Below are 13210 nucleotides of genomic sequence, written 5' to 3'. Positions count from 1 at the left end.
ATGACAGACAGCCCGATTGATCATGAAATCTTCATGGAGCTAAAGGACGCCACAGGCGAAGAGTTTGCAGCAGAGCTTGTGAACACCTTTCTCGACGAAGCGCCAAGTATGATTGGCGAATTGAAAGCGGCCGCGAACGAAGCCGATGCCGACCGATACCGCCGTGCTGCACATTCTATCAAGTCGAACGCCAACACGTTCGGTGCGACGGCTCTTGCCGAACTGGCCCGGAAAGTCGAACAGGGAGAATTGCCCGAAGCCGGAGACTTAACAGACGCTGCCGCTTTAGAGACCGCCCTCGCCACTGCAGCTACTGCCTTACGGAGCCTGATTGATGTCTGACGCCCCCGGTCATTTGCTCATCGTCGACGACAACAAGGTCAATCGCTTGCTTTTATCTCGCAGCGTAGAGCTCTTGGGCCACCAAGCATCGGTCGCGGAAAACGGCCGAGTGGCTATGGAGATGTTGTCTGGTCAGCCATTTGACTTGCTTTTGCTGGATATCGAGATGCCGGAAATGGACGGTTTCCAGGTTCTTGAAGCTGTCAAATCGGACACCGAACTGCGGGATTTGCCAGTGATCGTGACGTCGTCTGTTGAGGGACTCGACAATGTCGTACGCTGCATTGAATTGGGTGCCGAAGACTACCTGCCGAAACCAGTCAACAAGACACTTCTCAGTGCGCGCGTCTCCAGCGGCCTAGAAAAGAAAAGACTCAGGGACGAACAAAAGCGACTGCTAGAGCGTTTTGCAACAACTGAGGTGGCCCAAGACCTACAGGAATCTGGCTTTGCCATAGGTGGTAAGCGCGCCAATGCTTCGGTTCTATTTTGTGATATTCGCGGCTTTACGACCTTGTCGGAAAACCTCGCTCCTGAGGATACGATTGACCTGCTCAACACCTTTTACACCTTGATGTTCGAGGCAGTTACCAGCAATGGCGGGATTGTCAGCCTGATGCTGGGTGACGGGTTGATGGCTCTTTTCGGAGTTCCGCAGCCCCTGACCAACTCGGCGCAAAGTGCAGTGGCGGCAGGACATGAAATGCACAACATGATCGAGATGTTAAATCTCGAACGGCGCGCAGAAGAGAAAAGCGACCTAAAGATCGGTATCGGAATAGCGACCGGCGAAGTCGTCGCTGGCTATGCCGGGACAGACAACCGGGCGACGTATACTTGTATCGGATCGACCGTAAACCTTGCTGCGCGCCTGGAAGCAGAAACGCAGAAAACCGGAAGCCGGATGTTGATTGATCAAGAAACCTTCGATCTGTTGGAAGGGGCTGACGTGTTGCAGACATTTGGTGGCACCAGGATCAAAGGTTTCTCTGATCCGATCGATATTCATGCGCTTTGACCATTCGCGCAGCGCAGTGGGTGAACTCCGTTATTCAATGAACTCAAAATTTATGAAGCAACGCCATGAGCACACCGGCACGGGTTTAGCAGACAGGTAACTATCGAGACCTGTCCAAGCGTCATCAGCTAGGACTTCGTGCAATTCGAAAACTTGGGCGTTACTTCGGCTCAAGAAGCTTTTCCAGTTCGACACCTTGGTTTGCGGCGCTCGAAAGTACGGCTTCGCGCAACGCCTTACTGCGCTTAACAAGCCTCCGGAATTTTTCTTCATCCAAAACCAATAAGGTCGTGGGTACAATCGCTTGGACGGAGGCGCGGCGTTTTTGGCGGAGCAATAATTCAGCTTGCCCAAAAATTTCACCCCTACCCAACCGCCAACTCTGGCCGCCCATCTCCAATTCAACTGCTCCTGACGCAATGAAGTACACGCTTCGCGCCGGAGCGTTTTTTTGGATGACAACTTCGCCTGCCTCAACATAGCGCGTCTTCAAAGCGCGGACGAGCTTTCTAAGCCTCGCGGGATCCACGTCTGAGAATACGGGCAATTGTTTTACAAGCTCGGTGGCCCGCGGTGCAATGTCGATCCTTGGGCGTTCTTCTTCCTTTGCACGTTTCGCGGAAACATCATTCAAGAGTACGGAGTAGAGTTCTGCACCTATGAGCCCTTCATCGAACATTTCGGTGTACTCTCGTTCTTCCAGCCGCAGAGCAATTCGGCGAATGAAACGACGCTGAACTTCTTCTGCAAAACCCGGGTACTGAAGCTGAAGGCCGTCAAGAGCTGTATCGACATATTCTGCGCGCCGATCAACAAGCTCCCTTAGAATGTCCGTCACCCTTCGCCCATGTATTCGGCGAATGCGTCGTTCTAAAAACCGATAAACGTCCCGCAGAACGAGGCGTTGTGCAAGCAAGACTTCAAAACGGTGCGCGGTCACACGGGCAAGTGGTGTTTGCAGCCGGAGCTTGTTGTTTAAAAAAGCGGCAATGCGAAACAAACGTCCGTAGTCCACAGTGCGACGTGCCGCTCGCAAGTATCCCGTGCGGCCCTGCGAGCGTGTTGCTTCAATAAGCCGGTCAATATCCAGAAGCGCCTTTTCGGCCAGTCGAATAGAAAGTGATCTGTCGCGCATGTGGCTAAGAACAAAATTTCGTTCCGCTCCTGCCAGGGCAAGGAGGCCCAGGGTTACGCGGTCCCGGTCAAGAATGTCTTTGCGCTCTTCGGCCGAGCGAACCTCTGTTTCCAGTCTTTGCCCGAACTGAACAGCTTCAGACCTGATGATTTCCGGATTCAGTTCGTAGCTCGCAGTTGTTTTTTCCACATCTTCCCGAACTGTCTGGAGCGACACAGCAACAACCTGGCGGGACAAGGCTTCGTCTACTGATGAAAGCTTATCGAGCCCAAGGCGACGTATGAAGGGCCTGAGAGTCGGCCCTTGAACGATCAGGGTAAATAGGGTGAAACCCGTCGCGAGGATACCAACGGCGCGTTGCGTCTCGGCGGCGACTTGATTGTTCTCGGTGACAGCAAGCGCCAATGCCAGCGTCACCGCACCTCGCATACCGCCCCAGAGTATTGCGTAACGAAACGGACGTTCCACAAGTGGTGAAACACGTACGAGTGACAAAAATGGCAGAAAACCAAACAGAATGAAGACCCGCGCGGCAACTGCGGCAACAATCACAACCAAGATCAGCACAAAGTCTGTCCACTGAACACCGCTTAACAGTTTGGGGATTAAAAGCGCCGCTAAAATGAAGATCAAAGCTCCGGCCCAATGCGCAAGAACGTCCCATACATCTGTGAGGCTTGTCCAAGCTTGGGGGGTCAGTCGGCCGGGCGCAGATAGGTTCAATGTGATCCCAGACACAACAACCGCGATTACACCCGACGCGCCGACACTCTGCTCTGCAATGACATATGTCAGATAAGGTAAGGCAATGGAGATCGAGATTTGAGCGAGCTCGAAACCTTCAATCAAGTTCATCAACCATAAGCTGGAACGCGCGAGAACCCATCCTGTCACAGCCCCCCCAACCAAAAGTAACGGAAACTGAACCAAAGCATCTTGCGGTCGCGGGTCGGGCGCGCCGACCATGACGAATCCTATGAACAGTCCAAATAGGGCGATTGCGGCTGCATCGTTCAAAAGGCTCTCGCCTTCGATTATTCGCGCCAGTCTTTGCGGGGCGGCAATCGAGCGAAAGATGCTAACAACCGCCGATGGGTCCGTCGTTGAAATGATGGCGCCCAGCAGCAGGCAAGCAACGGTAGGAAGGGAACTAACTGCCGCAAGAGCAAACCCAACGGTGAATGTCGCCACAAATACCGCGACAATAGCCAGAACGAGTATCGGCACCCAGTCGTCCAGCATACGTCGCAAGTTCATACCCAACGTCGCCTGAAAGAGTAGCGTGGGCAAAAAAATGTAAAGAAACACATTCGCGCGGATTGGAAACCCGAGGATTGCTTCCGCCACCGGGTTCATCACTTCCGTCAGATCAGTCTGAAGGAAAAAGGTCGCGGCAACACCAATTATGATGCCTAGAACCGCAAGAACGACGCTGTATGGAATTTGAAGGCGTGCCGCAACTGGCTCGGCAAGGCCGATAACCACGAAAAGCGAAGCAACCACTGTTGTTACAAGAACAATGTCCATCAAACGTCGCCTGTTATGATGTCACGAGGCACGCTTTCATTCGCGCTCACGCGGATCACCCCCGTAAGATTCATCAGTCCTTGGGGAGCTGGCATTACGTGGAATGTTTCATTCCATACAGACTTTATCCTTAAGAACATGGGGTTCTTGTAGGATACAGGTTCTGAAAATTCGATTGCCTGAGCGGATAGAGCAAAGCGCCACCTTTCGTTTTTGGCTTCGACATCTTGCCGATGACTCTCGCCAGCTTCACCAGCATAGTGGTTGAAATCCTTCACGGTAAAACCTTTTCAAGTGCAGCCGCTTCCCCAATTACGTCGGCAAGCCGTCAGAGTATCTATCAAAAAAACTAAAGCTGAGACCCGATTGGTAAAATACTTAGAAATCCGGCGACTATATGATCCCAGGCCGACCCCGTCGGCTCTGATCGATATTCGAGAACGTTGCCATCCTCTCCTCTTGTCGTCCATTTTAGTTGACCAGCTTGCTCTAGCGTCACGTTATAAGTGTATGCGGGTAGCGCCTCGTCCAAAACACCCATGGTTTGCGTGGTCAAGGTCGGCGAATCTATCAGAATTCCCATTTCCGTGTTTATGTTGACAGAACGCGGATCCCAGTTGAACGATCCCACAAACAAGTAACGGTCATCAACTGCGAATGCCTTGGAATGTAAGCCCGACCTGGACTGAGCCCAGTTGATACCGCGGCGTTGGACCTGATAGGCGTCAGGCCGTAGCTCGTAGAGTTCTACTCCACCGCGTAATAGTGCTCGGCGTTTTTTGGCATAGTGCGCATAAACGGGTGCGACATCGTTAGATGCCAGGGAATTGGTTACAACCTTTACGTCGACACCGCGGCTTTCTAGTTCGGTCAGCCATTTCACACCATTGTTGCGCGGCACGAAATAGGCGGACACGATATTCACTTCACTGCTGGCATTCTCGAAATACGGAAGCAATTGAGACGCAAGAATTGGATCTGAGTTCTCGAGACCTGCGGCTTTTGAAGGCGGATCAGCATACAGTTTTGCGGGCAACCAATCCAATGATAGGGCTCCGTCCGCAAAATTCTCTTTTGCTGACTTTCTGAGGGCCGCGCCGTACTGCGTTTGCTTCGCTTTCTCGACCAGTTCATTCAACATGCGGCGCGCATCACCAAGATCAAATTCTTCAGGTTCACCAACGACCACACGCGCAGGAACGGCGAACTCGCTGTTCCAATACGCATCGAAACTGCGGGAGACCTCACTTACAACAGGACCTGCTGCCAATACGTCCAAATCTGCGTAGTTCATTTCCTTCCGTGCCAGAAAATACTCGGCACCGATGTTTCTGCCACCCACTATTGTAAACACGTTGTCAGCCGTCATGGACTTGTTGTGCATTCTGCGATTGATGCGTTTGAAATCTGTCAGCCCTGCAATCAGCAGGCTTTGATCCCTCCAAAACGGGTTGAACAGCCTGATCTCTATGTTCTTGTGGTTGTCCAAAGCGGCGGTCATCGCGTCATAGCTGGACGTATCCATGTCATCCAGCAGAAGCCGGACACGAACACCCCGATCTGCTGCCTGCAACAGACTGGCTGCGAATAGGTGGCCCGTGGGGTCGTCGTGCAGAAGGTAATATTGTGCGTCAATTGTTCGCTCGGCTGCAGCGGCCATCAACAGCCGAGAGACAAGCGCTTCTTCCCCATCACTGATTAGCTTGACACCCGACCGACCGTCTTTGGTGTCGCCAAGCCGGTTGGCTGCCTGTCCCAAAGTTGTATTTGCACTCGCTGGCAGCGAAGCCGTCACTGTCTTTTCATATGTACGTGTTTTGGGGGCACAAGCGACCAGTGCAACCGTGCAGAATAGATAAACCACGAATTTCCACGGCGCCATCGACATCCTCCAAAACCCATGCCCTAGGTGACTACGACGGGGCACGCGATTGCAAGTTTGTTCTTTGAAGCCATTGGTTGTTTCTTTTGCCGGTGTTGTATTCGCAGGAGTTTTGTCGCTGACCTCTGGAGTCGCGATTTTGACTCTATCCCATTTCAAACGCACTCTGACATCAGCCAAGTGGGGACGGGAGCAATGCCTCACCAAGAGAACAGAAATGACCCCACCCCGGATTCTGCGCCGCAAGCCGCGGTATGTGGCTCTGTTCCCTGTGGGTTTCCTGCCCACCACAAGGTCCCGTTCGAATTTGTTTGATAAATTCTAATTCAACACAGGTGGTTGAGCCAAGCTCACCTATGGAGCGCACGTGCTGCCCGATCTAAAAGGCCTCTCTTATCTGGGCGCGCTGGTCTATTTCCACGACGCCGCTGAAAGCCTGAGCTTTTTGCGCGCCACCCAGGCGCTGAACGCGGCGCCATCGGATAACCGCGCTGGAAGACGCCAAGCCGCTGTTTGACACCAAGGCCAACCCGGTCGCTGCGCTTGGCGCCCAGATCGGCGAGGCGTTCTGGAAAGAGGCGCTTCCGCACATCCATTAACGCGACCGCTCGACCTGGCGTCACTGGCTGAACGCGGTCGGCGCTCCGACCGACTTTGCCGAGCGAGGCTAAGTGCTGACAAACCCCATATGGTTCGGGAGGCGGCGGGTTACAGACGGGGCATCGCCATCGGCTTTTTCCCTTTATTGACAAGTTCCTTGACCAGTGGCGGCTTGACGGCGTCGGAACGCAATCGATCAGTTCGAACCGGGGCTATTTCTGCAGGTGAATTCTGGCGCCAGACTGCAGGCCGAGGCCTTCGTCGACTGAGTTGCGGGTCAGGCGGAAGAGTTGATGGTTCGGCCTTAGGCTCAGGACCTGAACCGCTCCAACACGTTCCGGGTGATCTGTTCGACCTGCCAGTCCCGCCGGGTGAGGCCCATGACCCATTCACAGGTGGCGGCGTTGAAAATCTCTCCCTCGCCGCGCGCCCAATGCAGGATCACGCCGTTACCGCGGGTGCTACGGTCCAACGAGTCCTGTGTGATCTCGCCAAAAACGGTCTGCGCTTTGAACTGCGCGTCGTCGTCGCCGATATAGACTGTTTCGCCCCACACCCCATGCGCGGGTTCCACATTGGTGGCGAGCCCAAGGGCCAGTATCTGGATTGCCGGGTCCGCCCCGTCGCTGCCGGTGGGAAAGGGCAAGCCGTCCTCCATCCGGTAGTCCACCCCGTCGACTTCGTAGCCAAAGATGCGAGAGGCCGCGCCCAGCTGATCGCCATAACCCAACTGCGTGTCCTGGAACGCCCAATGTTCGGGCCGGTAGACCGTGAAACCACCACTGCCCTGGCCGACGCAGCGGCCCAGGCCGGCATAGACGCCTTTCAGCCCGTTTGCGCCGAAAGTCTGGGCTCCCGGCCAGTTCACCGGGTCCACCTCCCACGCCGCCGTGACCAGATGCGCCTGATCGGTTCCGATCAGAGGATCGCGTTCGGCGTTGTATTTGTAGCAAATCTGGGTGCGGCCTTCGTCCTCGATCCGGGTTTGCCACAGGAAGTTGCCACCAAACCGCGCGACCCGCCCGCCTGCATCAACATAGGCGTCGACCGCATGACGCATATTGGCGGACCAGTATTCGTCGTGACCCACGAAAATCACGCATTTGTAGCGGCTGAGTAGCTCTGGATCAGCGTCGAGGTCATGTTGGGTCGCATAGTCCAGTTCGAAACCCTGCGCCTCGGCCCAGCGCGCGAAATGGCGTTCGTAACTGGCCCAGCCGGCGGAAGCGTATTTCTTGGAATAGCCATAGGCATAGGCCCATTCCATGTAGGGATATCGCACCATGCCGCCGGGCACATGCGGAGCCTCGGGCACCGCGCGGGGGGCGCCTTCGGGCAGTTTGCAGAACCCCCGCGTCCACGGGCGCTGGGTGGAAACGACCGGTGAGAATTCATTGCCTTCGGGTCCGTGGATTCCTTCGTAATGGTTCGAGCCACCCCAGCAGTTATAGGCCAGCCAAGTGCCTGTTGCGCAGACCAGCAGGTACGGCGCCGGGGGTCTTTCGGCCGCGCGGCGCAGCAGGAACAGGTGATGTTCTTCAACCCGGTCTCCATCGCGTTCTGCGCTGAGTGTGACCAGATAGCCGCCCTCGCGCCAGCCTTCCGGAATGGTGAAGTAATAGGAACCTTTCCACCCGCAACCGCTGACGGAACACTCGACGGGCGTGTCCTGATGCACGCCGGTTAGCCCGGTTTCGGACAGCAGCGGTTCATAACGCAGTCCGTCGCGTCCCATCTCCACGTTCCACTGCGCTGCGGTGGTCGACACCCGCAACGTCACTGTGTCACCTGGGGCATAGGTCATCCGGTCGGTATACCCCCAGATCTCAAGCACTGCGTCATCGCGCGCCGGACCGATATAATAGTTGTCCAGGATATGCCGCGCCTTGGCCCGCGTGCGGGGCGTCGTGGCAGGGCCTGGCCTTTCCGAGCGTGTCATCTCACCATCCTATTCCGGCAGATATTTTTCGGACCAGCTTTCGCTTACTGTTCCAGCAGTGATCATTGCCTTGATCTGGTCGCCAGAGAAGCCGATTTCGTTCAGAATCCGACGTGTGTCGGATCCGTATTTGGGCATTGGCCCAGGGATCGCGATCGCCGCGCGCGCAGGACGAACCGCATTTGGCGCCACCAGATCACACCAGCGGCCCATCGGATGCTGGTTGTGTCGGATCACGCTAAAGGTATTCCCCGCCAGGTCGATTTGCCCCTCACTCTCAGGCTGCAAAACCGCATCGCGGGTTTCATGCAGCGATCGCAACGGCATTGCTGTGGCAGAACTTCCGGCAAAAGCCTGCGCCCAGTGAGCCGCGTCGTGAATTGCGAACCGGTCTGAAAGTGCTGCAACCATTTCTTCTTCAGGTATCTTGGCCAGGTCAGCCAGTTCCGGCACGCGCATCAGCGCGCCTCGTTCCTCGGTGGGGGCCGCAAAAAACATCCAATCATCTGCAGCCCGGTAGCAGTGATAAAACGGACCCCAGCCCAAGGCCTCGCGTCCTGAAGGTTCATCAAAAGGGGCACGGCCGTCAAAATCGTACATCAATTGCGCCTGTATTAGATTTCCCGCACCGGCCAGCGCAGCACGGGCAATGCCGCCTTTGCCGGTCTTTTCAAGCCGCAGAAGTGCCGCCCCCAGAGCTACGCAGGCACAGAACCCGGTCAATACGTCGATGGTTCCGAAGTGCGCGTGTTCTTCAGGCGTTTGCATACCACCGCCAAAACGCACCATGACCCCGGTCGCGGCCTGAGCCAGGTCATCGTAGCCCAGGTGATCAGATTTCGGACCGCGTGCTGGACCGCCAAAGGCGTCAAGCTGTACCAGAATCAGGCGCGGGTTGATGGCTGCAAGCTGCGTTTCACCCAAACCCAAGGCATCGCGCTGTTCGTCAGTGCCGTTCATGGTGATCACGTCTGATCTCTTGATCAGTTTGCGCAAGGCCACCTGCCCATCCTCTGAGCGCAGGTTCAACAGGACACTTTCCTTGCCGCGATGCGCATGCAAACCGAAAACGACAGTGTTCCAGGGATCAACCGAAGGTTCCACCGGCTGCACGGACGTCACTTGCGCTCCGAAGCGGGCCAGGGTCGATCCGATGGTCGGACCGGCGATTACGTTGGTCAGGTCCAGCACCTTCAACCCGTCGAGCCAGCCTCCCGCGCTGTCGCCGCCTTTTCCCGTCCGGGGAGCCTCAGCCAGGATGTCGGTCAAAGGGGCGCTATCTGAATCCGGCCCCGGACGTTTGACCAAGGCACCCTCATCTCCGGCCAACCACGCTACGTTCCCCATCTGCCGCATGGCACCATGGCGCGGGTCGTCGACCTCCAGCACCAAACCTGAGGCCAGCGCATGAGGATCCGCCAGCCATTCCCTGGTAAATCGTTGCGCCGTGGCTGGCGCCTTGGCCGCGCCAAACAGGACCTCCCATTCTTGCGAGGGCTTGGTCAGAAACGCAGCCTTCATGGCTGCTGACACGCGCGCCCGGTCCCGGTCGCCAACGGGGTAGTTGCGCAGGGACCAGTCATCCGGCCAGTCCACCGTATCCAGATAAGCATCGAAATCAGGCAACTCATCCGCCAGTTCTTTCAGGCCCAGCGTCTCCAACACCCGACGTGGATGTGTTTTGACGCTGCCCGCCACGACATAGAACCCACGCCCGTCCGCGCAGGTATAAGTGCGGTAGAACGGATCCAGGAACTCTTCCAGCTCACCAAAGCTGAGGTCCATGGACAGACCTTCGGCCGCACGCCGGTCAAGCTCTAACTCACGCGGGGATTTGTAACGTTCGGGGTAATCCTCGATCTGTTCACAGTTGTAGACCAACCCCTCCAGCAGCGAAGAGGCCAGCGGAACCTCAATGTGCTCTCCTCCATTGCGGTTCCGGGCAAGCAGCGCAAATTGAACCGCCATTGCGCCGAATGCCGCCCCATAAGCCGAAGCAAGCGTCAGCGGAGTAAAGGACGGGTTGATCCCCATCAATCGCCGGTTCAGGCCCATATCAGTGAACTGCCCAGTACGCGCAGCGATTACGGCCTCCCAGGCTGGCAGATCTGCCAGAGCCGGGTCTGTCGAGGCGAAGCCTGGCAAGGACAGCGACACGATGCGCGGGTTGATTTCGCGCAGTGCCTCAGGCTCCAGACCCAACCGCTCCATCACACCGGGTCGGAAGTTTTCGATCACCACATCAGCGCGCGCGACCAGTTCGCGTGCCGTCCTCAGGTCCGCCTCGGTTTTCAGATCCAAAGTCACCGCAGTTTTCCCCCGCGACAGCATGTCGGTGGCGGGGTCCTTCAGCCGCGGCCCACCGGGCGGGTCGATGCGGATCACGTCAGCCCCCATATCGGCCAACATCATGCCGACCAAGGGACCAGCCAGATATTGGCCAAAATCAAGCACACGGATGTGGTCAAGGGGCCGTGTCGTCATATCAACCTATCTCCTTGTCGGGCTTCTAGCACTGAACTGACGTTACGATTGCGTTTCCGAAGCCGCCGAACCAATATTGCCAAAAAACGCGCGGATTCTGCCAAGATGGCTCCACTCACCATCACAGTTCTTTTGTCGGAGCGGTTCTCCAACATCGTCCTCGCCTGCCTGCTGGAACCTCTGCGTGTTGTGCGCGACAGCGGTGGGGCAGACATCCGGTGGACAATTCTGACGGTGAATGACGCGCCTGTGACCAGCTCAAGCGGCATTCGGGTTGCGCCAGACGACTGCCTTAAACACATGGAAGCGGCCAACCTGACGCTAATCGTAGGCGGGGATGACTTCCGCAAAGAGGCCGCAGAAAAACAACTCTCACGGCAGCTGCGCCCTCTGCTGCGGTCAGGAGTGGTGATCGGAGCAGACACTGGCGCATGGCTGATGGCAACCTTGGGGTTGCTTAACGGTCGACGGGCAACCATTCACTGGCAGCTCTTTGACGAGTTTTCTGAAAGCTTTCTGGCCACTGCGGTATCACCTGACCGGTTTGTGCAAGATGGGCGGTTTTGGACCTGTGGCAGTGCGGCAACCGCGCTTGATCTGATTCTGGAATTTATTACTGGCCACTTCGGGGCCGCCGCTGCGCAAGAGGCGGCGGCCATGTTCCTGCAGGACAACACAACTGCGCAACTTTCCGGCTCCGCGCTGCATGGGCTCCGCGCCTTCGGCTCCGAGAAGCTGCGTATGCTGTCCGCCAGGATGGCTGACACGCTGGAAAAACCCCTGCCTCTGGCCGAGCTTGCGGCCTGCGCCAACATGTCTGAACGCAGTCTGGCGCGCCTGTTCCACCAAGAACTCGGAGTGTCCCCTGGACGGCACTACCAGGCCATGCGCCTGACACGTGCGCGTGATCTGAGCACACACACCCGGCTGAGCATCGAGGAAATCGCCCTGCGCTGCGGCTTTTCTTCAGGCTCGGGGCTGCGCAGGGCATTTCAAAAGCAATATGGCCAGCCGATCCGAAGGAGAACCGGCAGCCCCCCCGTAGCGGGCGTCCACGGCAGAGTCATTTCTGTGTTCAGGATCAGACATGGTCCTCGTTTGCGCTTGGCTGCTGGTAGAGTACGTTTGAATTGAGGTTGCGTCAAAACCACCAGCCTTGATTGGATGGCCGAGGTTTTCGCGAAATCAACGTCCTGAGACAAGACAACCTCAAGTTTCACAATGGCTGGCATCCGAGGTGAAACTAGGAACCTGACCTTCAGTAGAAACCAATCTCGCTGACATCTACGCGGGCCTCGTGATCGTGCCCGTAGGCTACAACTCCAACTGAAGTGATTTCGTCAGCAATGGGAGTAGCACGCAACATGGCACCTGAAGCCTTGAAACCTGACAGAGGTAAATAAACTTCGGTCCAATCGTCAGAAGTTGCGAACTCGGCCTGATAGTATTGCCACGGTAGCACTGTGCCACGCGTTCTGAGGTGAACAAAGTAATGTTCGCCGTTCCCCCGCACCAATAACCTGACACCTGATACACCATCATCCGGTCGATCAGACAACTTGCGTCGGAACTGGATGAAGCCCCCGTTATTTTCTGTACTCACGGTTCCGGTCAACCGTGCGAATGCAACATCACCTTCCGAACGAAACTGCACGTGCCCTGAAGAAACTCCTCCCATCACCGTGTCGGCAACGTAGTCCCAACGCGTCTCCGGAGACTTGGAGAAGTCTTCAGTCAGTTTTCCATCAGCCTGAGCCATTGTGCATCCGATGATAACAAGACCTGAAACAAGTCCAATGAAGTTGGCTCGCATATTGTTCCTTCTCAGTTCAGTAGCGCAATTGAAAGGTTCAGCGCCGTGGCAAATGCAACCCATGCGAAGTACGGCAGGAAGGCCAGCGCGGAGACACGATCAGAGTGCCTGACCCGAGCAATGAACGTGGCGATGACAGCCAACAACGCAACAATAACCACAAGGGCAAACCACGGCAGCTGCAGAACGAAAAAGGTTGGAGACCACAAAAAGTTAAGACCCATCTGCGCCCACCAAAGATTCATTGCGGTCGAGCTTCGGTCTGTTTCGAACTGACGCCAACCGACCATGGCAATCAATACATAAAGCACAGTCCAGACCAGGCCAAATATCCAATTTGGTGGATTGAAAGCCGGTTTAGAAAGCTGCGCGTACCATTCGTCAGGTGCAGTCAGTGTCCCAATCAGGATGCCGCCGCCCACCACAAGCGCAAGGAATGCTATGCGGATCAACCAGTTCGACATTGTAGG

11 protein-coding genes are annotated in these 13210 nt (G+C 56.2%); 4 read left to right on the top strand and 7 right to left on the bottom strand.

What is annotated here, in order from left to right; genetic code table 11:
* Together GS630_RS21035 and GS630_RS21030 are read left to right on the top strand one after the other, a co-directional pair.
* Complete coding sequence (locus tag GS630_RS21035; protein WP_171712227.1) at positions 1–342, top strand: Hpt domain-containing protein; 342 nt, start codon at positions 1–3, stop codon at positions 340–342.
* The gene (locus GS630_RS21030; protein ID WP_171621192.1) at positions 335–1360 is read left to right on the top strand and encodes an adenylate/guanylate cyclase domain-containing response regulator; all 1026 of its coding nucleotides are present in this window, start codon (positions 335–337) and stop codon (positions 1358–1360) included. Before GS630_RS21035 ends, GS630_RS21030 begins: the two co-directional genes overlap by 8 nt.
* A gap of 160 nt (positions 1361–1520) precedes the next feature.
* On the opposite strand, the gene GS630_RS21025 is transcribed toward GS630_RS21030, so the two are convergent.
* The 3 genes from GS630_RS21025 to GS630_RS21015 all read right to left on the bottom strand — a co-directional run bounded on the left by GS630_RS21025 (position 1521) and on the right by GS630_RS21015 (position 5904).
* Positions 1521–4022: a cation:proton antiporter gene (locus GS630_RS21025; RefSeq protein WP_171712226.1), complete on the bottom strand. Its 2502-nt coding sequence runs from the start codon at positions 4020–4022 to the stop codon at positions 1521–1523.
* Positions 4022–4300 carry a cupin gene (locus tag GS630_RS21020; RefSeq protein WP_171181937.1) on the bottom strand — a complete coding sequence of 93 codons (279 nt, stop codon included), beginning with the start codon at positions 4298–4300 and terminating at the stop codon, positions 4022–4024. The genes GS630_RS21025 and GS630_RS21020 overlap by 1 nt, the downstream gene beginning before the upstream one ends.
* 71 nt (positions 4301–4371) lie before the next feature.
* Positions 4372–5904: a phospholipase D family protein gene (locus tag GS630_RS21015; protein ID WP_171621193.1), complete on the bottom strand. Its 1533-nt coding sequence runs from the start codon at positions 5902–5904 to the stop codon at positions 4372–4374.
* Between the two features lie 367 nt (positions 5905–6271).
* Here GS630_RS21015 and GS630_RS21010 point away from each other — a divergent pair, with 367 nt between their 5' ends.
* Positions 6272–6421, top strand: coding sequence for a hypothetical protein (locus tag GS630_RS21010; RefSeq protein ID WP_171181941.1), 150 nt, complete (start codon positions 6272–6274; stop codon positions 6419–6421).
* Positions 6422–6814: 393 nt separating this feature from the next.
* On the opposite strand, the gene GS630_RS21005 is transcribed toward GS630_RS21010, so the two are convergent.
* Positions 6815–8443 (bottom strand): N,N-dimethylformamidase beta subunit family domain-containing protein, encoded by a 1629-nt coding sequence (locus GS630_RS21005; RefSeq protein ID WP_171181943.1) that lies wholly within the window; start codon positions 8441–8443, stop codon positions 6815–6817.
* Positions 8444–8452: 9 nt separating this feature from the next.
* On the bottom strand, positions 8453–10927 hold the full coding sequence (locus GS630_RS21000; protein ID WP_171621194.1) for a CoA transferase: 2475 nt from the start codon (positions 10925–10927) through the stop codon (positions 8453–8455).
* Between the two features lie 105 nt (positions 10928–11032).
* Here GS630_RS21000 and GS630_RS20995 point away from each other — a divergent pair, with 105 nt between their 5' ends.
* Positions 11033–12061 (top strand): GlxA family transcriptional regulator, encoded by a 1029-nt coding sequence (locus GS630_RS20995; RefSeq protein WP_171621195.1) that lies wholly within the window; start codon positions 11033–11035, stop codon positions 12059–12061.
* A gap of 124 nt (positions 12062–12185) precedes the next feature.
* On the opposite strand, the gene GS630_RS20990 is transcribed toward GS630_RS20995, so the two are convergent.
* Both GS630_RS20990 and GS630_RS20985 read right to left on the bottom strand, forming a co-directional pair.
* On the bottom strand, positions 12186–12686 hold the full coding sequence (locus GS630_RS20990) for a CIA30 family protein (protein WP_253286413.1): 501 nt from the start codon (positions 12684–12686) through the stop codon (positions 12186–12188).
* Positions 12687–12751: 65 nt separating this feature from the next.
* Positions 12752–13204: a TspO/MBR family protein gene (locus GS630_RS20985; protein WP_171181952.1), complete on the bottom strand. Its 453-nt coding sequence runs from the start codon at positions 13202–13204 to the stop codon at positions 12752–12754.
* Between the last annotated feature and the right edge of the window lie 6 nt (positions 13205–13210).

The organism is Ruegeria sp. HKCCD7303 (assembly GCF_013111185.1).
Taxonomy (GTDB): domain Bacteria; phylum Pseudomonadota; class Alphaproteobacteria; order Rhodobacterales; family Rhodobacteraceae; genus Ruegeria.
The sequence above is the reverse complement of the archived record's forward strand: the minus strand, read 5'-3'. Positions and strand labels throughout refer to the sequence as shown.